General features: G+C 63.7%; 15 protein-coding genes. 4 read left to right on the top strand and 11 right to left on the bottom strand.

Going from position 1 to position 19,047, the window contains the following annotated elements; translation table 11 throughout:
* Positions 1–86: 86 nt before the first annotated feature.
* From QCL51_RS10110 to QCL51_RS10095, 4 genes are all read right to left on the bottom strand, one after another.
* On the bottom strand, positions 87–2,339 hold the full coding sequence (locus tag QCL51_RS10110; protein ID WP_021782067.1) for a hybrid sensor histidine kinase/response regulator: 2,253 nt from the start codon (positions 2,337–2,339) through the stop codon (positions 87–89).
* The gene (locus QCL51_RS10105; RefSeq protein ID WP_279934839.1) at positions 2,336–3,118 is read right to left on the bottom strand and encodes a transporter substrate-binding domain-containing protein; all 783 of its coding nucleotides are present in this window, start codon (positions 3,116–3,118) and stop codon (positions 2,336–2,338) included. The genes QCL51_RS10110 and QCL51_RS10105 overlap by 4 nt, the downstream gene beginning before the upstream one ends.
* Positions 3,115–3,831, bottom strand: a complete 717-nt coding sequence (locus tag QCL51_RS10100; RefSeq protein ID WP_103444245.1) for a response regulator — start codon at positions 3,829–3,831, stop codon at positions 3,115–3,117. Before QCL51_RS10100 ends, QCL51_RS10105 begins: the two co-directional genes overlap by 4 nt.
* A gap of 74 nt (positions 3,832–3,905) precedes the next feature.
* Positions 3,906–4,550: a TetR family transcriptional regulator C-terminal domain-containing protein gene (locus QCL51_RS10095; protein ID WP_014756232.1), complete on the bottom strand. Its 645-nt coding sequence runs from the start codon at positions 4,548–4,550 to the stop codon at positions 3,906–3,908.
* 116 nt (positions 4,551–4,666) lie between these two features.
* On the opposite strand from QCL51_RS10095, the gene QCL51_RS10090 reads away from it, so the two are divergent.
* The gene (locus tag QCL51_RS10090; RefSeq protein ID WP_325950732.1) at positions 4,667–5,413 is read left to right on the top strand and encodes an enoyl-CoA hydratase-related protein; all 747 of its coding nucleotides are present in this window, start codon (positions 4,667–4,669) and stop codon (positions 5,411–5,413) included.
* 53 nt (positions 5,414–5,466) lie between these two features.
* Here the strand turns inward: QCL51_RS10090 and QCL51_RS10085 are convergent, their stop codons facing one another.
* Genes QCL51_RS10085 through QCL51_RS10075 form a run of 3 tightly spaced genes read right to left on the bottom strand, consistent with a single transcriptional unit; the run spans position 5,467 to position 9,639 of the window.
* Entirely contained in the window at positions 5,467–6,525 is a 1,059-nt protein-coding gene (locus QCL51_RS10085) for a lipocalin-like domain-containing protein (RefSeq protein ID WP_319298106.1), read from the bottom strand.
* The gene (locus QCL51_RS10080) at positions 6,515–8,974 is read right to left on the bottom strand and encodes an FtsX-like permease family protein (protein WP_325950731.1); all 2,460 of its coding nucleotides are present in this window, start codon (positions 8,972–8,974) and stop codon (positions 6,515–6,517) included. Before QCL51_RS10080 ends, QCL51_RS10085 begins: the two co-directional genes overlap by 11 nt.
* Positions 8,974–9,639 carry an ABC transporter ATP-binding protein gene (locus QCL51_RS10075; RefSeq protein WP_103462348.1) on the bottom strand — a complete coding sequence of 222 codons (666 nt, stop codon included), beginning with the start codon at positions 9,637–9,639 and terminating at the stop codon, positions 8,974–8,976. Before QCL51_RS10075 ends, QCL51_RS10080 begins: the two co-directional genes overlap by 1 nt.
* Before the next feature lie 259 nt (positions 9,640–9,898).
* On the opposite strand from QCL51_RS10075, the gene QCL51_RS10070 reads away from it, so the two are divergent.
* On the top strand, positions 9,899–10,966 hold the full coding sequence (locus QCL51_RS10070) for an aromatic ring-hydroxylating dioxygenase subunit alpha (protein ID WP_014860002.1): 1,068 nt from the start codon (positions 9,899–9,901) through the stop codon (positions 10,964–10,966).
* Between the two features lie 12 nt (positions 10,967–10,978).
* Positions 10,979–11,929, top strand: coding sequence for a PDR/VanB family oxidoreductase (locus QCL51_RS10065; RefSeq protein WP_274102591.1), 951 nt, complete (start codon positions 10,979–10,981; stop codon positions 11,927–11,929).
* Between the two features lie 6 nt (positions 11,930–11,935).
* On the opposite strand, the gene QCL51_RS10060 is transcribed toward QCL51_RS10065, so the two are convergent.
* The 3 genes from QCL51_RS10060 to QCL51_RS10050 all read right to left on the bottom strand — a co-directional run bounded on the left by QCL51_RS10060 (position 11,936) and on the right by QCL51_RS10050 (position 15,771).
* Entirely contained in the window at positions 11,936–12,649 is a 714-nt protein-coding gene (locus tag QCL51_RS10060) for a GntR family transcriptional regulator (RefSeq protein WP_103444238.1), read from the bottom strand.
* Positions 12,650–13,066: 417 nt separating this feature from the next.
* A complete protein-coding gene (locus tag QCL51_RS10055; protein WP_021782073.1) occupies positions 13,067–14,320 on the bottom strand; it encodes an OprD family porin in 1,254 nt (417 codons plus the stop codon).
* Positions 14,321–14,430: 110 nt separating this feature from the next.
* Positions 14,431–15,771, bottom strand: coding sequence for an MFS transporter (locus QCL51_RS10050; protein ID WP_021782074.1), 1,341 nt, complete (start codon positions 15,769–15,771; stop codon positions 14,431–14,433).
* A gap of 552 nt (positions 15,772–16,323) precedes the next feature.
* Here QCL51_RS10050 and mrdA point away from each other — a divergent pair.
* Positions 16,324–18,219, top strand: a complete 1,896-nt coding sequence (gene mrdA / locus QCL51_RS10045) for a penicillin-binding protein 2 (protein WP_021782075.1) — start codon at positions 16,324–16,326, stop codon at positions 18,217–18,219.
* Between the two features lie 42 nt (positions 18,220–18,261).
* Here the strand turns inward: mrdA and QCL51_RS10040 are convergent, their stop codons facing one another.
* Positions 18,262–18,888: a glutathione S-transferase gene (locus QCL51_RS10040; protein ID WP_274102592.1), complete on the bottom strand. Its 627-nt coding sequence runs from the start codon at positions 18,886–18,888 to the stop codon at positions 18,262–18,264.
* Between the last annotated feature and the right edge of the window lie 159 nt (positions 18,889–19,047).

Here is a 19,047-nt window from a genome sequence, read left to right as displayed (position 1 = left end):
CGGTTGCCATGGATTATTGGAAACGGATGTAAGGCGCCGTTGTACGAACGGATCGAAGATGTAAAAAGTCGTAAGTTTTTTGTACGTCACCTCTGGATCAACTGTTCCAGCGTGGCACTGGCCTGACCTAGCTGGGTGGTCAGCGGCTTGCCGAGGGCTTGCATGGCCTGTAGGTCATGCTGCCGGGCCGCCTCCTCCAGACCACGCAACACCGTAGCCAGCCCGCTAAACCCCAGGGAATCGCAACTGCCAGCAAGGCGGTGGGCCAGGTGCAGCACTTCGGTGAAGTCCTGGGCTGGCAGCGCCTCGGCCAGCGCCGTGGCGTGCTGCTGCAGTGACTGGCGCAGGACCTTCAGCAGGCCTTGCAACTTCTGCTCCCCCAGCAGTGAACGGTGGGTGTCGAGCAATGACCAGTCCATGTCTGCGCCAGCGCTGGCCACTTCAGCGGGCGCTACGTCAGCCAACGCCCTGCGCAGGTTGTCCAGCCGCAAAGGCTTGGCCAGTACGCCCTGCATGCCAGCGTCCAGATAACCCGCTACCTGGCCCGGTTGCACACCGGCCGTCAGCGCCAGGATCCGACTGTGGCGGTTCGGCCCAGGCGAGGTACGCAACTGTCGGCACAACGCCACCCCGCTCATGCCCGGCAAGTGCACGTCCAGCAGAACCAGGTCGAAGCGCCGCTGCGCGCATGCCTGCAGGGCTTGCCCGGCGTCTTCGGCAAAGCTTACCCGGTGACCGTCGCGCATCAGCAGGCCACCGGCAACCTCACGGTTCAGCGCAACGTCTTCGACCACCAGGATATCCAGGCTGGGCAAGGGCGAAGGGGCTGGTAAACCCGCCGAGACAGGCTGCCCGCGAGCCATGTCGAGTTCGAACCAAAAGCTGCTGCCCTGCCCTTGAACGCTCTCAAGGCCGATGCTACCGCCCAGTTTCTCCACCAGGTGCTTGCAGATCGCCAGGCCCAGGCCAGTGCCGCCATAGCGCTGCGTCACCGCTTCGCTGGCCTGGACGAAACGGTCGAAGATCTTCGCCTGAACGGCGGGCTCGATGCCGATACCGTTGTCACAGACCGACAGCCGCAAGCGCTGCGAGCATTCGTTACCGGCAAGCACCTGCACTGTAAGCTGTACCTGGCCGTGCTCAGTGAACTTGATGGCATTGGCCAGCAGATTGCTCAGCACCTGTCGCAGGTACTGCTCTGCGCCGTACTGGTACGCGGCCAGTTGCTCATCGACCTGCAGTTGCAGGGTGTCGGCATTCTCCATGGCCATGGGTTCGAGCAACGCCAGCACTTCCTGGCACAACTGACGCAAGGAAAACACCACCCGTTCGGCGCGGCTCTCGCCTTCTTCGAGCCGGGCGAAATACAGCACTTCGTTGAGAATCGCCAACAGCCCTTCGCCGGCCTTGTACAAGGCCTCGACACGCTGGCGGTCGGCGACCTCCAGGCGCCCGCCGCGCAGCAGTTCGGCCATGCCCAGAATACCGTTGAGCGGCGTGCGCAGTTCATGGCTCATGGTCGCCAAGAAGCGCGACTTGGCCAGGTTGGCAGCCTCGGCCTCGTCCTTGGCCCGAGCCAGGCTGGCCGTACGCCGCTCGACCATGGCCTGCAATTCGTCGCGTTTGTCCTGCAGTTCCAGGCGGTCACGCTCACGGCGCTCGATATCGCTGAGGATGGCGCGGCGCATATCGTCCAGGGCGTTGGCCACAGTGTCGATTTCGTCGGGGCGCGATGAGCGGCGGCGGCCAAGGCGCAAGGGCTCCTGCCACTGGCCGGCGCCAATGCGGCGGGCGAACTCGGCCATCACTTGCAGGTGGCGGGTGACCAGACGGTAGAACAGCCCTGACAACGCCACTGCCAGGCCGCACAGAAACACGCCCATCCATAGCAGGCTGGCAAGGCCCGTGGCGTAAAGCCGCCGGTGTACCGCACCAAGGTCGATGCTGACTTCCAGCTCCCCCAGATGCCTGACCGGCCCTGAGGGCGGCTGGTAGTCGAGGGGAAAGCGCTCGATGCGCAGCGGCCCTTGGGGGTCGGGCTCACCGCGCAACAGCGGGAAATCATCACTGAGCAGACGCACCCGCGCCACATCGGAAAAGTCCACCAGGCCGCGCAACTGAACATCCAGCTGCGCCTCGTCGAGGTCCCACAGGCTGCGTTCCAGGCTGGCCAGGTAGCCGGCACGGATCAACGCCATGCGTGCCTCTATATCCCGCATTTCGCGACGGTACTCGAAGTACAACTGCACGCCGCTGGCCAGCACCGTGAAGCACAAGCTGAACAGCAGGATGAACAGCAGCAGGCGACGCAGCAGGCCATCGGTGCGCAGGTGGATCATCGTGCATCCGCCGGCAGGTTGATCATGTCGCGGTAAGTGACCTCACTTTGCTCCAGCCAACGCGCGATCTCACCCGCCTGGTTCATCCGCTGCAACTGCGCATCAATTTCAGCCATGCGCTGGCTCAAGGGTGACTGTCGCGATACCGCCACCCGCAGGTAGTCCACGCTCAGTGCCGTGGGCAATGCGCGAATATCCTGCGCCCCGGGCAGGTGTTCGATGAACAGCAGCCCGGTGCGCCGCTCCTGAATCACATAGTCGATGCGCCCGCGGATCAGCTTGCCGAAGTTCTGCTGGCTGGACGATACCCGCTCGATGTTCTGGTGGCGGGCGACGAAGCGATCGAACTCGGCGCCATAGCTTTCACCGTACAGCAGGCCGCCGCGGTAACCCGCCAGGTCCTCCAGCTGCTGGAACTGCACCGGCCGCTTGCGGTTGTAGAACACGGCCACTTCCTCGCGCACCACCGGCTCTGTGGAAAAACGCATGCGCTGGTCACGCTGGTCACTGTTGTAGGCCAGCACCACGTCCACCCGCCCGGCGGCGGCGTCCATCAGGCAGCGCTTCCAGTTGCCCAGCACCACGGTTTGCACCTCGTAGCCCATGCGCGCGAACAGTTCGCGCACCACGGTCGGGGCCAGGCCACGCACCTGGTGGCCATCGCTCCAGGAAATGGGTGGGTACACCGGGTAGTCACAGTAACGCACCGGTTCACTGGCACTGGCGTGCAGGGTGGGCAACGTCAAGGCCAGCGCCAACCGCCAGGCGCGAGGAATCATGCTGCCACGCTGGCGGTGAACAGGTAGCCGGTGCCGTGAATGGTGATGATCAACTGCGGTTCGGCCGGGTCGTCATGCAGCTTGCGCCGCAGGCGGCCGACCAGCACGTCGATGGAGCGGTCGTTGGGCACCCACTCGCGGTTGCGAATCTGGTCCATCAGTTGGTCGCGGCTGAGAGTGTGGCCACTGTTGCGCAGGAACACGCTGAGCAACTGGAACTCGCCGTGGGTCAGCAGGGTTTGCCCGCCACGGGCGTCGATCAGGCGCCGGCGGTCGGTGTCCAGTGCCCAGTCGGCGAACTGCTTCAGTGATTGCGCACAGGCCGAGGTGGGGTGCGCCTCGCGGGCATGGCGCACGCGGCGGATCAGGTTTTTCGCCCGGGACACCAGCTCGCGGGGGTTGAGCGGTTTGATCACGTAGTCATCTGCCCCGCATTCCAGGCCAACGATGCGGTCGATGTCGTCATTGCGCCCGGTGACGAGGATGATGCCAACCTCCGAGCGCACCCGCAGTTCGCGGGTCAGGGTGAGGCCATCCTTGCCGGGCAGTCGGATGTCCAGCAGCACGAGGTCGACATCCTGGCTGGCAAGCAGGGCTTCGGCCCCTTCGGCAGTGTCGGCGCAGTGTACGTCGTAGCCTTCCTGGGACAGGTAAGCCTGCAGCAAGTCACGAATAAGCGGATCGTCATCGACGATCAATACCCGAGGCGTCATTGCGTGTTGTCTCTTTTTTATTGGTGTTGTTCTACACACTCGCGACAGCAGCGTACTCGTTACTGAACAGGCGATCAACAGCCCTCGGGCAGGCTGAAGCGCCTCCGGCCACCGGCCTGCAGGCCGTCGACCCAGGCCTCGCAGATGATCACGCCCTGCTCGGGGCTGAAGGTGCCGGGGTTCAGGCCCGACTCCAGCCACAGGCCGTCGAGCAAGGCGCTCAGGCTGATGGCCGCCAGGTCGGCATCGAAGCCCTGCCAGCCCTCCTCTTCGGCCAGTCTGGCCAGTAGCTGGCCAAGCTCGTTGCGGTACTCGCCATAGGAGTGGTCGTGCACCTGGTTGATCGCGTCGGCGGTCTTCACCGCGCCCCAGAAGGCCAGCCAGGCATCGAGCAATTGCGGGTCGAGCAGCTCGGCGCAGAACGAGGCACGAAAGAACGCGGACAGCCGCTCGCGGGCATTGGGCGCGGCCTGGGCCATGGCCTCACGCAACAGGCCCATCACCCTACCGGTGACGGCCATGTAAGCCTCTGCAACCAGTTCGTCCTTGCCCGCGTAATGGTGGCTGATCAGCCCGACCGAGACCCCGGCCTCGGCCGAGATCTTGCGGATCGAAGCCCCCTGGAAACCATGGCGTTTGAGGCACACCAGGGTCGCCTCGACCAGGTTGGCTTTGCGCAATTCCGGCAGCATGCGGTGGTAGCGGGCTTCCTGAGTCATCGGTGGGTCTCTGGTTAGGGGCTGGACTGAACGACTGTACAACAAGCCGGACTGCGTGATAAACCCTAAGCGCCACTGCCCGGCAGGGCCCCCTCACAACAACAAAAGCGGCTGCCATGAACGACCTGATCACACGCGAGCTGGACCAAGGCCTGCTGACCCTGGCCTTCAACCGCCCCGACAAGCTCAATGCCCTGAACACTGCCATGTACCAGCTGCTGGGCGACCTGTTGCTGGCGGCAGGTGAAGACCCCGCTGTCGATGCCATCATCATCACCGGTGGGCCGCACTGCTTCAGCGCTGGCAACGACCTTCGCGACTTCCTCGACAACCCGCCCAGCGACCTGGACAGCCCGGTGTTCCGCCTGATGCGGGTGGTCATGGGCCTGGACAAGCCGCTGATCGCAGCGGTCAGTGGTGCGGCGATCGGCATCGGGGCCACCCTGTTGCTGCACTGCGACCAGGTGCTGGTCAGCCGCTCGACCAAGCTGCGCATGCCTTTCGCACCGCTGGGTGTGTGCCCGGAGTTTGGTTCCAGCCTGCTGCTGCCGCGTGTGCTTGGCCAGGCCCGGGCGGCACGCTTGCTGCTGACCAATGCATTGCTGGATGGCGAACAGATGCTGGCCTGGGGGCTGGCCAATGAGCTGCATGAAAACGGCGAACAATGCCTGGACGCTGCCCGCACGCTGGCGCGGCAGATGCAAGGCTACCCGCAGGCGGCACTGCGTATCAGCAAGCGGCTGCTCAAGGACAGCCAGCGGGCGGAGCTTGAAGCCACGGTGGCGCGGGAAAGCCGACTGTTCATCGAGTGCTTGCGTACTGAAGAAGCGCGGGCAGTGCTGCGAGGGCTGATCAAGGATTGAAGGGGCTGGTGCGATCTTCATGGGCGCAACTGTCTTGCTTGAACGTTGTTGCACTAGTACCCGGTCATCTCCAGATACCCGCGCCCGCCCGCACTCCCGTTCAAGCGTACCGGCCCTTCCCAATACGGGAACCGTGTCTGCATCCACGCCTGCGGCTCCACGGCATCGACCTGCACATCCACGCCATGCTCCGGCACTTGCACCCGCCAACGCGTGGGCACCTGCTTGCCGTTTTTCTGCGCAGACCAGGCCAGGGCCTGCAGCTGGAACTGTGCCGCGTCCAGCGCCATCACCTCCCCGTGTGGCCCTACCCAGGTCCCGGCGCGATACGGTTCCCCGTGGGTCTCCCGAACCTGGAACAGCATCAGCTTGGCGCCACTGTCCAGGTGCAGGGAAAACCAGTCCCAGCCGGTCTGCCCGGGCGCCAGCGGCTGACTGCTCCATTCCCGGTCCAGCCAGGCCTGCCCGGTAACCGCGATGCACAGGCTGCCACGCTGGACCTGCCCCTGGACCTGGTAGAACGGCTGGCTGTAATAGTACGAAGCCTGGCCCTTGCCTGATTTTTCGCTGTAGCCCTGCTCCCCATGCAGCACCAAGGGAAGATCGCTGTGCAACTGCAAGTCATAGCGAAAACCGTCGCCACTTGCGGCCATCTGCAGCTGTTCAATACCGCCCTGGCCTTGTAACACCCAGTCATTGATCCATGCCCGAAACGGCTGGGCCTGCACGCCGGCCTGGCCGACACCACCCCGCGCCAGGGTTTCCGAAGCCTGATGGCCACCCGGCCCGGTCAGTGCTGCATGCCCCATCCACAGGTTCGGGCTGTTCCAGCCGGTGGTCTCCGGACCGGGGCGCAGGGCCGAGCGGAACAGTGTCCACTGGGCGCCCCAATCTCGGCCCTGGGCGTCCTTGAGGTTGGCGGTGACATACCACCACTCGATACGAAAGCCGTCGTGGGGACCGTGGTCATGCGGGAAGACCAGACGATGATCGCGGGTCACCTGGCTGAATTCGCCAGCCTGCTGCCCGAGCCCGGCATAGCTTTGCGGTGCTGGCTGATCACAGCCGCACAACAACAACCCGGTCAGCAACAGCCACGCATTAAGCTTCATCGGCCAACGGCCTCAACAGTTCGCGCGGCTGGCGGCGCGCCAGTTGCCACAGCGGCCAGGCGCAGGCCAGCAGGCTGGTGAACATGCCCAGCACGGTCAACTGCAGCAGTTGCATGGGGAACACATACAGCGGTAAGCGCCAGCCGAAGGCCTGCACGTTCACCACTGCGACCAGGCACCAGGCCAGCAACAGCCCAAGCGGGATTGCCAGCAACACGGTGAAGCTGCTTAGCATGAGTGTCTGCCCCAGGCTCAGCCAGACCAGTTGCATGCGCCGCACCCCCAACGCCCACAGCGGCGCCAACTGGCCCAGCCGGGCCTGGCTCAGGGTCAGCAGGTTGATGAACAACGCCACACCGGCCACGCCAAGGGTAAGGCTGTTGAGGGCTGCGGTGGCGGCAAAGGTGCGGTTGAACACGTCGGTCGACCAGCGTTTCAGGCGCGCCTGCTCGACCACCCGGCTGTCATCCAGGGCAAAGTGCTGTTGCAGCGCGGCCTTGAGCACCGGCACCCGTTCAGCGCTAAGGTCGACACTCAAGCCGGCCAGGGTTGCCTGTGGCCAGTGGGCGCGCAACCAGCCGGCATTGACCAGTACATGCCCCTTGGGGTTGCCGTAATCGGCATAGATCCCCACCACGGGCAAGGCTGGCGTGTCTACGGGCAGTTGCAGGTTGTCGCCCAGTTGCAGGTTCAGGCGCCTGGCCAACTGTTCACTGAGCATCACGGCTTGTCCGCTGGCCAGTCGCTGCCAGGCGCGCGAATGCTGTTCCAGCAATGGCCAGCGCGTTCGATAGGCGGGGTGATCGACAATGCCCTGCACTTGCACCGGCCAACCTTGCAGCTGCATGTCTGCACGCCAGCCGGGCAGGACCACGCTGGCCCCGGGCTGCTGCTTGAGCCACTCGACTATCTGCAAGCCTTGGGCCGTATCCCGTGGAGTGACATACAAGTCGGCGGAGAGGCGCAGGTCAAGCCAACCGACAAAGGTCTTGCGAAAACCCTCGGTCATGCTGCCCACGCCAACACTGGCAGCCAGCGCCAGCAAGAGGGCGACCAACGCAAGGCTCAGGGCTGGCAGCTGCTGGCGGCTGTCAGCCACGAACCATTGCGCCAAGGGCCGGTGGCAACGACGCGCCAGCCAGGCCAGTACCCGATCGAGCAACGCCGGCAACAGCAGCGCCGCCGCCAGCAGCAACCCTGCCAGCATGCCGAACGCGCTAAGCAAGCCAGCCCCGAAGACACCACAGCCCAAGGCCAGCAACAGCAGCAGGCCCGCTATCAGAGCCTGACGTTGCAACCACGGCCCCTGCGCCATTCGCCAGGCCTGGGGTTGCGCCAGCGCCAGCAAAGGCAATCGGGCAGCACGCATTACACTCTCCAGCCCCGCCAGCAATGCCCCGAGTACACTCACCAGCACACCCAGCAGCCACCACCCCGCCGGCAGGCTCAACGTGCCGGCGACCTGGGCGCCATACAGACCACGCAGGCTGGCGGCCACGTCGGGCAACAGCCACGCGGCCAATGCGTAACCACTGGCCACCCCGGCCAGCCCACCCAATGCCGCGAACAGGCCCAGCTCCAGCACCAGAGCACCCAGCAGGGTCTTCAGGCTGACGCCGCACGCGCGCAGGTTGCGGATCAGCCCACGGCGCTGCTCCAGCGCCAGACCGATCGCGGCGTGGGCGATGAACAAGCCGACGACGAACGCCAGCAGGCCGAGCGCGGTCAGGTTGAGGTGGAAACTGTCGGTCAGGCGCTGCAAACCGCCATCGTCCTGCTGCGGCTGCAGTTCAAGGTAGTGGGCGATATCCGCAGGCAACGGCCTGGACGTATCGGCCAGCAGCAGACGGGACAACTGCCCCGGTGCGTTCAGCAACGTCTGCGCGTGGCCGATGTCCACCACGATGACCCCAGGTGCCAGCGCAGGCTGCAAAACCAAAGGCGGCAGCAACTGCCCTTCACTGTCGCGGGGCGGCTGCCCCGGGCTTGTGCCCAGCTGACGCAAGGTATCTGGCCCAACCCAGGCTTGCCCGGGCGTGCCGATGAACGCTTGCAGGTCGAATGCCTGCACCTGCACCCCGGCAATGCTGCTGGCAGGCGGCAGGCTCAACGGCTCGATGCCGATCAGCCGCACACTGCGTGCGGGCTCGCCCGGCAAGCGCAAGCGCCCTTCCAGTACCGGCGAAACAGCCCAGCCCTGCCTGCGCAGTTGCACGTACAACGCCTGATCGAAGCGCTCGCCATTGCGCGCGATCAGTTGCGCCTGCAGCGGCCCGGTCAATACCGCGCTGGCCCGGGCATAGTCGCTGCGTGCCTGGCTGTTCAACGCCTGCACACCGGTCCACAAGGCCGTGGCCAGCCACAGGCCAGTGAAGATGCTGAAGCACTGCACACGATGGCGCCGCCAGTGGCTGAGCAGCGCCAACAGGGCCAGCGACAAAAGCTTCATCAGCCCTGCTCGGGCCGCACACGGCCGGCCTGCAGGTAGCAACGGTGCTGCAAACGCGCCGCCAGCCGCGGGCTGTGGGTCACCATCAGTACCCCGCTGCCGGCTTCGGCGACCAACTGCAGCAACAAACTCAGCACCTCGTCACTGCTGGCTTCATCGAGGCTGCCGGTCGGTTCGTCAGCCAACAGCCAGGCCGGGCGCCCGGCAAGCGCACGGCCGATGGCGACGCGCTGCTGCTGGCCGCCAGACAGTTGTTCCGGGTAACGCTCAAGCAGGTCCGCCAGGCCCAGGCGCTGCGCCAGGTAAGCCGCCCAATGCGGGTCATGCCGCCCGGCCAGGCGAGCCTGGAAAGTGAGGTTCAGGCCTACGTCCAGGCTACTGATCAGGTTGTACTGCTGAAATACCAGGCCGATCCCTTCCCGCCGCCACTGCGCCAAGGAAGCTTCCGAACGGCCGTCGAGCGGAACGTCGTCGATCAGAATCTGGCCGCTGTCAGCTCGGTCCAGGCCAGCCACCAGGTGCAGCAAAGTACTCTTGCCGCTTCCCGACTCGCCCATCAGCGCCAGGCTGCTGCCCCGCGCCAGGCGCACATCGACCCCCTGCAATATGGGGAGCGGGCCCTGGGGGGTGGGGAATGATTTGTAGAGTTTTTCGATGGCTAGCATCGAGTGGCCTTGATGGGTTGGGTGTCCCTTTAGGCATAGCAGGTTCGGCCAGGCCTGCTTCTGCACCGGCGCTCTTCTGGTCAGACGACGTGCTGCTGTAGCCGCCCCCTCGAATCGCTGGAGACACCCATCATTGGATCCACTAAAAACCGATAATCGCACAGAATTCACTTAATACGGGCAAAACTCATTGACCATTCACTACATGCGCAGCCTTAATGGATCCATTAAATAAAAACAAAACCCCGGAGAGCCTTCCATGTACCCCAAAAACACCTGGTACGTCGCCTGCACCCCCGATGAGATCGCCACCAAACCTCTGGGCCGGCAGATCTGCGGGGAAAAAATCGTGTTCTACCGCGCCCGCGAGAACCAAGTAGCCGCCGTCGAGGACTTCTGCCCGCACCGCGGCGCACCGTTGTCGTTGGGCTATGTCGAGGACGGCAACCTGGTGTGCGGCTACCACGGCCTGGTGATGGGTTGCGACGGCAAGACCGTGTCGATGCCGGGCCAACGGGTGCGTGGTTTCCCCTGCAACAAGACCTTTGCGGCCGTCGAGCGCTATGGCTTCATCTGGGTCTGGCCCGGTGACCAGGCGCAGGCCGACCCGGCGCTGATTCCGCATCTGGAATGGGCGGTGAATGATGAGTGGGCCTACGGCGGCGGGCTGTTCCACATCGGTTGCGACTACCGCCTGATGATCGACAACCTCATGGACCTCACCCATGAAACCTATGTGCACGCCTCCAGCATCGGCCAGAAGGAGATCGACGAGGCACCGCCGGTCACCACCGTGACCGGCGACGAAGTGGTCACCGCCCGGCACATGGAAAACATCATGGCACCGCCGTTCTGGCGCATGGCCTTGCGTGGCAATGGCCTGGCCGACGATGTACCAGTGGACCGCTGGCAGATCTGCCGTTTCACCCCACCTAGCCATGTGCTGATCGAAGTGGGTGTAGCGCATGCCGGCAAGGGCGGCTACCACGCCGAGGCACAGCACAAGGCGTCGAGCATCGTGGTCGACTTCATCACCCCGGAAAGCGATACCTCTATCTGGTACTTCTGGGGCATGGCGCGCAACTTCGCTGCGCACGACCAGACCCTGACCGACAACATCCGGGAGGGCCAGGGCAAGATTTTCAGCGAAGACCTGGAAATGCTCGAACGCCAGCAGCAGAACCTGCTGGCCCACCCCGAGCGCAACTTGCTGAAGCTGAACATCGATGCCGGCGGCGTGCAGTCACGCAAGGTGCTGGAGCGGATCATCGCCAAAGAGCGTGCGCCGCAGCCGCAACTGATCGCCACCAGCGCCACCCCTGCCTGAGGAACAGCCGACATGATCGATGCCGTAGTGGTATCCCGTAACGATGAAGCCCAGGGTATCTGCAGCTTCGAGCTGGCAGCGGCAGATGGCAGCTTGCTGCCGGCGTTCAGCGCCGGCGCGCATATCGACGTGCACCTGCCCGACGGGCTGGTGCGCCAGTACTCGCTGTGCAACCACCCCGAAGAACGCCATCGCTATCTGATTGGCGTACTCAACGACCCGGCTTCGCGGGGCGGCTCTCGTAGCCTGCACGAACAGGTGCAGGCCGGTGCCCGGCTACGTATCAGTGCGCCGCGCAACCTGTTCCCGCTGGCCGAGGGTGCGCAGCGCAGTTTGCTGTTTGCTGGCGGCATCGGCATTACCCCAATCCTGTGCATGGCCGAGCAGTTGTCCCACAGCGGCCAGGCCTTCGAGCTGCACTACTGTGCCCGCTCCAGCGAACGTGCGGCGTTTGTCGAGCGGATTCGCAGCGCGCCGTTCGCTGATCGGCTGTTCGTGCATTTTGACGAGCAGCCGGAAACGGCGCTGGACATCGCCCAGGTGCTGGGCAACCCGCAAGATGATGTGCACCTGTATGTATGCGGGCCTGGCGGGTTCATGCAGCATGTGCTGGACAGTGCGAAGGGGCTGGGCTGGCAGGAGGCCAACCTGCACCGCGAGTACTTCGCCGCAGCGCCGGTGGATGCCAGCAACGACGGCAGTTTCTCGGTGCAGGTGGGCAGCACGGGCCAGGTGTTCGAGGTGCCAGCCGACCGGACCGTGGTGCAGGTGCTGGAAGAGAACGGTATCGAGATCGCCCTGTCGTGCGAGCAGGGTATTTGCGGCACCTGCCTGACACGCGTGCTGCAGGGTACACCGGACCATCGCGATCTGTTTCTCACCGAACAGGAGCAGGCCTTGAACGATCAGTTCACGCCCTGCTGCTCGCGCTCGAAGACGCCGCTGCTGGTGCTGGATATCTGACTCGGCTTACGACGAGGGCAGGATGACTTTCATGCCCGCGTCTGCCGCTGGTCCACCAAAGGTTTCGGCATAGCGCAAGGTGGCATTGGCGTGCTCGCGCATGATCGCTTCAGCGCGGGCACCCTGGCGGTTGACCAGCGCGTCGAACACGGCGTGGTGCTGCATGTGGGCGAAGTTGAAGCGCCGGTACTCGCGGGCCAGATCGTGACGGTCCACCGCCAGTGCGGTGACCGAGGCGAACGGCAGGTGGTCGTTACGCGCCAGGGCAACGGCAATGGCCGGGTTGTGGCTGGCGTCGATGATCACCTGATGAAAACGCATGTTCAGGTCGTGATAAGCCTGCAAGTCGTCTTCGCTCACAAAGCCCTTGTCGAACAGCTGGTCGCCGTCGACCAGGCATTGTTGCAGCGCAGCGCGTGCCTGCACCGACAAGCCACGCTCTGCTGCCTGACGCGCAGCCAACCCCTCCAGCACACCACGCACCTCGACCGCACCCGCGATGTCGTCGGCGCTGACCGAGCGCACCTGAAACCCCCGGCCGCCAAAGCGCACCAGCAGGCCTTCCTGTTCGAGGGTGCGAAATGCCATGCGCACCGGCATGCGTGAAACGCCGAACAGTTCAGCGGTTGGGACTTCCATCAAGCGCTCGCCGGCCGCCAGCTCGCCCGAAGCGATCATCTTGCGCAACGCAACCAGCACCATCTGACCGGGTTTGCTCATCCAGGCGACTTCCAAAGACGTGAACGGGCATCTTAGCGCAAGCCGAGGGGTTGCTGCAGGCCTGTTGTAGGAGCGGGTTTACCCGCGAAGCAGGCAACGCGGGGCATGGCACCGGCTTTGCCGGTGTTCGCGGGTGAACCCGCTCCTACGGGGGGAGGCGCGCGCCAAGAAACCAACCTGTCTCAAGACATGCGCCGTAAATGTAGGAGCGGGTTTACCCGCGAAGCAGGCGACGCGGAACATGGCACCGGCTTTGCCGGTGTTCGCGGGTGAACCCGCTCCTACGGGGGGAGGCGCGCGCCAAGAAACCAACCTGTCTCAAGACACGCGCCGTAAATGTAGGAGCGGGTTTACCCGCGAAGCAGGCAACGCGGAACATGGCACCGGCTGCGCCGGTGTTCGCGGGTGAACCCGCCCCTACAAGGTCAGCGGATAGCTGACGATCAGGCGTGTCTGGTCGAGATCACTGTTGAAGCTGCGCCGGTTGGTCGCGTTGTTCAGCCGGATGTTGAGGTTCTTCAAAGCCCCGCTCTGGAAGGTGTAGTTCACCTCGGCATCGCGCTCCCACTCCTTGCCATTGCTGCCCGCCGCCGTGGTGGCGTTCTCGCCATGCCCGTACCGCACCATGGCCAGCAGCCCTGGCACACCGAGCGCGGCGAAGTTGTAGTCATAACGCACTTGCCACGAACGCTCGTCAGCATTGCTGAAGTTGCCGTTGAACATGTCGTTGCCCAGGGTTCGCCCACTGCTGCCGTAAACCGACATCCACTGACTGTCGCCACTGACCTTCTGCAACCCCAGGTACAGCGTGTGGCCAATGTGCGAAGCTGACAGCAAAGCGTAACCGGTGCGGCTCTGGATGTCGCCGATGCGCGCCTGTCCGTCATCCCGGTCGATGAAGTAGCCAAGGTTGGCCCCCAACGTCCACTCCCCTACCCGCTGACTGTGCAGCAGGTTGAAGTAGCTTTGCTGGTAGATGTCCTCCAACTGCGAGTGCCAGGCGCCGATCAGTGTTCGCTGCTGGTTGAAGCGGTACTCGGCGCCGGCGTAGTTGAAGCCGTCCGAGGTGACCCCGGGCGCGGCCCAGGCAGATAGGTCCTGCATGTCCGAAGAGTGGCGCAGGCTCACCTCGCGGTACTGGCCGGCCTGCAGGCTCAGGCCTTCGATTTCTCGCGAGTCGAGCATCGCGCCACGGAAGGTCTGCGGTAGCAGGCGACCATCGTCGTAGCGCAGCAGTGGAATATCCGGCAACAACTCCCCCACTTTCAGCTCGGTCGCGGAAATACGCAACTTCGCCGCCAGCCCTGCCCGACCGTAGTCGTCGGCCGCACGCCCGTCATCGTGCACCGGCAGCAGTTCTGAGCCGCTGGTACCGCGGCCGCTGTCCAGTTTCACGCCGAACAGGGCGATACCGTCCAGGCCAAACCCGATCAGCCCTGGGGTGTAGCCCGAGCTGAACTTGAAGATAAAACCCTGGGCCCACTCTTCAACCTTGCCCTTGGCGGCCCCCGGGTCGCGGAAATCACGGTTGAAATAGTAGTTGCGTAGTGTCAGCCCGCCCTTGGCTCCTTCAAAGAAGCCCCCTTCATCGGCCCAGGCCGGCAAACCGAGACCAAACGCCAGCGAAACTGCCAAGGCCGAACGGGCCAGCGTGCAAGTTGTATCCATCATTATTATTGTTCTCCGCTTTCAATAGGCGCAGCAGGCCGCCCCAGGCCAGCTTGACCCGGAGCAGGAAGTTGCATTCAGATACCCGGCCAGGCCGGGTTGCACTCAGTGACTCAGTGACTCAGTGCATCAGCAGGCAGGGTGGACGCCGGCTTGTTCATCGGGCGCAGCAACAGCAGGCAACCCGCGGCAAGCACGAACACGATGGCGAACACGCCATACAGATGCAGGGGTTGCCAGCCGCCATCGAGCAGCACGCCAGCCACGGTCGGCGACAGGATCGCGCCCATGCGACCGATGCCGATACCCCAGCCCACGCCGGTGGCGCGTACCGAGGCGTCGTAGACCACCGGCGACAAGGCATACAGCCCAGCCACGCAGCCGTTGGAAAACAGCCCGATCAGCAGCCCCAACGCCAGCGCCGCAGTGACCGAGGCACCATTGGCCACAAACAGCACCAGCAGCGCAGCGGTAATGAGCATGAACAACGCCAGCACGCGAGTCAGTGGCCAGCGCGAAGCCAGGCCGCCGATCAGCGCCGCGCCAAGGATGCCGCCCACGCTCAACAGCACGCCGCCGGTGATGCCTTGCTGGGCCGACAAGCCGGCGGCCACCAACAGTTTTGGCGTCCAGCTCATGACGAAGTAGAAGCCGAACATGACCAGGAAGAACAGCAACCAGATCACCAACGTGGTGCGGCGCATGGCCGGCGCCAGCAGTTGCCTGAAACCGCTGCTGGCACCCTCTGCCCTTGCGGCAACGGCCGGCAGTTGCGCCAATGCCGGTTGACCGAGGCGCACGGCCAGACGGTTGACCCGGGCCAGAGCATTGGCCGGCCGGCGCGCCAGCAGAAAGTCCAGCGACTCTGGCAGCCACAGCAGTACCAGCGGGATCACCAGTACGGTGACGATGCCGCCAAACAGAAATACCGAACGCCAGCCCCAATGCCCCAGCAGCCATACCGCCAGCAAACCGCCCAGGGTCGCGCCCAGCGCATAGCCAGTGGACTGCAGGCTCACCGCCAAGCCGCGCCAGCGTTTGCTGGCATATTCGCTGGCAATCACATTGCTGCTGGCCAGGATGCCACCGATGCCCAGCCCGGTCAGGCCACGCAGCAGCGCCAGTTGCAACGGGCTCTGACTCAGTGCCGAGAGCAGCATGCCGATACCGGACAGCGCCAGACACAGCAGGATCAGCGGGCGTCGGCCAAAGCGGTCAGCCCACGGCGCGATGAACAATGACCCGGCCGCCATACCGAACAAGCCGGCACTTAGCAGAAGCCCTACCTGCGCCCCGTTTAGGTTCCACTCGGCAGACACAGAGGCGGCGGTAAAGGCCATGACCAGCACGTCGAAGCCATCGATCATGTTGAGGATGATGCAAATACCAATGGCCAGGCACTGAAAGCGGCCCATCGGGTCGTTGTCCAGACGTTGCTTGAGATCGGTATTCATGGGGTCACCTGTCGGCCAGGCTTGGCCACAGGCGAGAGGAAAGATGCGCACGCGCAGGCGGAACCCTGACGGTTCAGTGCCGTTGGATAGCCATTCATGACTGGACCCTTTTTGTAATTGTTATCGCATACGGCAGGAGGGCTCCGGCCGTTGTCAGGCGCTAATCAACCAGATAATGGATCCATAGACAACATGACGAAAGCACTGAATCTCAATTTTTCCGCGGCCAATTTCAGTAAATAGCTGTGAGCACAATAATTTTTTCCATTTAAATCAACGATTTAATCTATAACAACATTAGAAACTTGATGTTCGGTTATCGCACAAAATCCAATTATGGATCCACAAAGTCATCGCAAACCAGACTTGTGCCACCCTCATCAATGCGCAATGAACAAATCTTCATGTTCCCCCTCAGCGCCCTGATCATGGGGCACACAGCCGATGCCAGCCAGCGGGCAGCCGGGGCTCGTCTTGAGGGGGCAGTACGGGTTGCGTAGCATCCGCGGCCCGATCGCGCGCGTACTGCTACCCCTCAGGATCGATTCACTGATGCCGCAACCTATCCCTCTAAAGGACCACGAAAAGGAAAGACACCTGGTCAACCGTCGGCTTCTGGCCTGCGCCGCCATGGTGTTCAGCCTGTGTGCCGTCCTGGTTGGCCGGCTCTATGTGCTGCAGGTGCTGCAGCACGACCAACAAACGGCCGTGTCGGAAAACAACCGCGTGCACGTGTTGCCCATCGCCCCCGAACGCGGGTTGATCTACGACCGCAACGGCGTGGTACTGGCCGACAACAAGCCCAGCTTCGACCTGACCATGACCCGCGAGCGGGCCGGCGGCGATTCGGCCAAAGTGCTCGACACCCTGACGCAGGTGCTGGGCCTGACCGAAGACGACCGTAAGCAGTTCGACAAGGACCTGCGCCGTGGCCGCAAACCGTTCGAGCCCGTGACCCTTATGGTGGGCTTGAGCGAGGAACAGATCGCCCTGGTCGCCGTGAACCAGTTCCGCCTGCCAGGCCTGGATGTAGAGCCGCAATTCATCCGCGAGTACCCACTGGCCGAGCATTTCGCTCATTCAGTGGGCTATGTGGGGCGCATCAACGAGAAAGAAGCCAAGACGCTCGACAGCACGGAGTACCGCGGCACCCAATCGATTGGCAAGACCGGCATCGAGCGCTTCTACGAAAGCCAACTGCATGGCCACGTGGGCTACGAAGAGGTCGAGACCAACGCTCAAGGGCGGGTGATGCGCGTGCTCAACCACAAGGACCCAACCCCAGGGCAGGACATAGTTTTAACCCTGGACGCCCATTTGCAGGTAGCCGCAGAAAAAGCGCTGGGTGACCGCCGTGGCTCGGTGGTGGTGCTGGACCCGGCCAATGGTGACGTACTGGCGATGGTCAGCAACCCCAGCTTCGACCCCAACCTGTTCGTCAAGGGCATCAGCTTCAAGCAGTATGCTGCGCTGCGCGACTCCATCGACCGCCCACTGTTCAACCGCGTCCTGCGCGGCCTGTATGCGCCCGGCTCGACCGTGAAGCCTGAAGTGGCCATCGCTGGTCTCGACAGCGGGGTGATCACCCCTGGCAGCCGGGTATTCGACCCGGGCTATTACGAGCTGCCCAACTATCACCACAAGTACCGCAACTGGAACCGCAGCGGCGACGGCTGGGTGGACATGTACACCGCCATCATGCGTTCCAACGACACCTACTTCTACGACCTGGCGCACAAGCTGGGCATCGACCGCCTGCACGACTACATGGCCGAGTTCGGCCTGGGCCAGAAGGTGTCGCTGGACATGTTCGAGGAGGCCTCCGGGCTGATGCCCTCGCCCGAGTGGAAGCGCGCTACGCGACGCCAGGCCTGGTTCCCGGGCGAGACACTGATCCTGGGCATTGGCCAAGGCTATATGCAGGTCACCCCCCTGCAGCTGGCCCAGGCTACCAGCCTGTTGGCAAGCAAGGGCGTATGGCACCGCCCGCACCTGGCCATGACCGTGGGCGGCGACACGCCGATCGACCCCCACCCCATGCCCGACATCGTTCTGCACGACAAGCATGCCTGGGACCAGGTCAACCAGGGCATGCAGATGGTCATGCACGACCCGCGCGGTATTGCCCGCGCCGCGGCCGCCGGTGCCCAGTACCGAATTGCCGGCAAAAGCGGTACCGCGCAGGTGGTGGCGATCAAGCAGGGTGAGCGTTACAACCGCAACAAGACCCTGGAGCGCCACCGCGACAACGCCCTGTTTGTCGGCTTTGCTCCGGCCGAGCATCCCAGCGTGGTAGTGGCGGTGATGATCGAGAACGGCGAGGCTGGGGGCCGAGTCGCAGGGCCGGTGGTGCGGGAGGTGATGGACGCCTATCTGCTGGATGAGCAAGGGCACCTGAAGCCGGAGTATGCGGGTGGCGCACCCACTCGGGGTGTGCCACACACCTGATTTTGCGGGGCCGCAGTGGAGACGGCCTTGGTCGCGAACGAGTCAGGATGCCGTGCGCGGCATCAGCTCATACGGGTGCTTCCACCCCGGCAGCGCCTGGATGCGGGCTTTCCAGGCCTCGATGTGGGTGAACTCTGCCAGCGGGATACCGGTGTCTTCTGGCATGAACACATACCCCGCCAACGACAGGTCGGCAATGGTCAACCGGCCACCGACCATGAATGGCGTCTTCGCCAGGTGCGCGTCGACAATACGGTAAGCCGCCTTGGCACGCTCGCGCAGGAACCTCGTGACATCGGTTTCACCGGTGTTCTTCAGGCAGAACAGAAAGCGCAGCATAGCGTAGTAGCTGGTGAACTTATGGTTGTCGAACAGCATCCAGCGCCAGATCTCGCGTTTTTCGTCTTCATCGCGGGGCCCGAACTGGCCGGTCAGTTCGGCAAGGTATTCCAGGATCAGCGCAGATTGGGTGAAGCGCTTGCCAGCGTGTTCCATCACCGGCACCTCGCCTTGCTCGTTCACCTCATCGCGCCAGGCTTGCTCACGGGTCTGGCCATGGAAAAAGTCGACGAACACCGGCTGCCAGTTCTGGCCGGTGAGTTCAAGCATGAGCGCAACCTTGTAGGCGTTGCCGGATTCGGCGAAGCAATGCAGCTTGTAGTCGGACATGGGCGAACCTTCAGTTTCCTTTGAATGATCGGCAGGGCCCTGTGCGGGCTTGCCCGTGAAGTGCCATCCACCCAAGCAAATCACGCGCATCCCGACGCGGTCAATCCATGACGCACTCCGCCGGCACCTTGAAAACCGTGAGTTCAGCCGCCTCGTCAG

This window comes from Pseudomonas sp. LTR0 (assembly GCF_036630035.1).
GTDB classification, from domain to species: domain Bacteria; phylum Pseudomonadota; class Gammaproteobacteria; order Pseudomonadales; family Pseudomonadaceae; genus Aquipseudomonas; species Aquipseudomonas putida_Y.
This window is presented reverse-complemented; position numbering and strand designations above follow the sequence as displayed.

What these genes read in the sequence shown, in the direction of transcription:
- QCL51_RS10110 (WP_021782067.1), bottom strand. Translation starts at nt 2,339, where the DNA reads ATGATCCACCTGCGCACCGATGGCCTGCTGCGTCGCCTGCTGCTGTTC.
- QCL51_RS10105 (WP_279934839.1), bottom strand. Translation starts at nt 3,118, where the DNA reads ATGATTCCTCGCGCCTGGCGGTTGGCGCTGGCCTTGACGTTGCCCACC.
- QCL51_RS10100 (WP_103444245.1), bottom strand. Translation starts at nt 3,831, where the DNA reads ATGACGCCTCGGGTATTGATCGTCGATGACGATCCGCTTATTCGTGAC.
- QCL51_RS10095 (WP_014756232.1), bottom strand. Translation starts at nt 4,550, where the DNA reads ATGACTCAGGAAGCCCGCTACCACCGCATGCTGCCGGAATTGCGCAAA.
- QCL51_RS10090 (WP_325950732.1), top strand. Translation starts at nt 4,667, where the DNA reads ATGAACGACCTGATCACACGCGAGCTGGACCAAGGCCTGCTGACCCTG.
- QCL51_RS10085 (WP_319298106.1), bottom strand. Translation starts at nt 6,525, where the DNA reads ATGAAGCTTAATGCGTGGCTGTTGCTGACCGGGTTGTTGTTGTGCGGC.
- QCL51_RS10080 (WP_325950731.1), bottom strand. Translation starts at nt 8,974, where the DNA reads ATGAAGCTTTTGTCGCTGGCCCTGTTGGCGCTGCTCAGCCACTGGCGG.
- QCL51_RS10075 (WP_103462348.1), bottom strand. Translation starts at nt 9,639, where the DNA reads ATGCTAGCCATCGAAAAACTCTACAAATCATTCCCCACCCCCCAGGGC.
- QCL51_RS10070 (WP_014860002.1), top strand. Translation starts at nt 9,899, where the DNA reads ATGTACCCCAAAAACACCTGGTACGTCGCCTGCACCCCCGATGAGATC.
- QCL51_RS10065 (WP_274102591.1), top strand. Translation starts at nt 10,979, where the DNA reads ATGATCGATGCCGTAGTGGTATCCCGTAACGATGAAGCCCAGGGTATC.
- QCL51_RS10060 (WP_103444238.1), bottom strand. Translation starts at nt 12,649, where the DNA reads ATGAGCAAACCCGGTCAGATGGTGCTGGTTGCGTTGCGCAAGATGATC.
- QCL51_RS10055 (WP_021782073.1), bottom strand. Translation starts at nt 14,320, where the DNA reads ATGATGGATACAACTTGCACGCTGGCCCGTTCGGCCTTGGCAGTTTCG.
- QCL51_RS10050 (WP_021782074.1), bottom strand. Translation starts at nt 15,771, where the DNA reads ATGAATACCGATCTCAAGCAACGTCTGGACAACGACCCGATGGGCCGC.
- mrdA (WP_021782075.1), top strand. Translation starts at nt 16,324, where the DNA reads ATGCCGCAACCTATCCCTCTAAAGGACCACGAAAAGGAAAGACACCTG.
- QCL51_RS10040 (WP_274102592.1), bottom strand. Translation starts at nt 18,888, where the DNA reads ATGTCCGACTACAAGCTGCATTGCTTCGCCGAATCCGGCAACGCCTAC.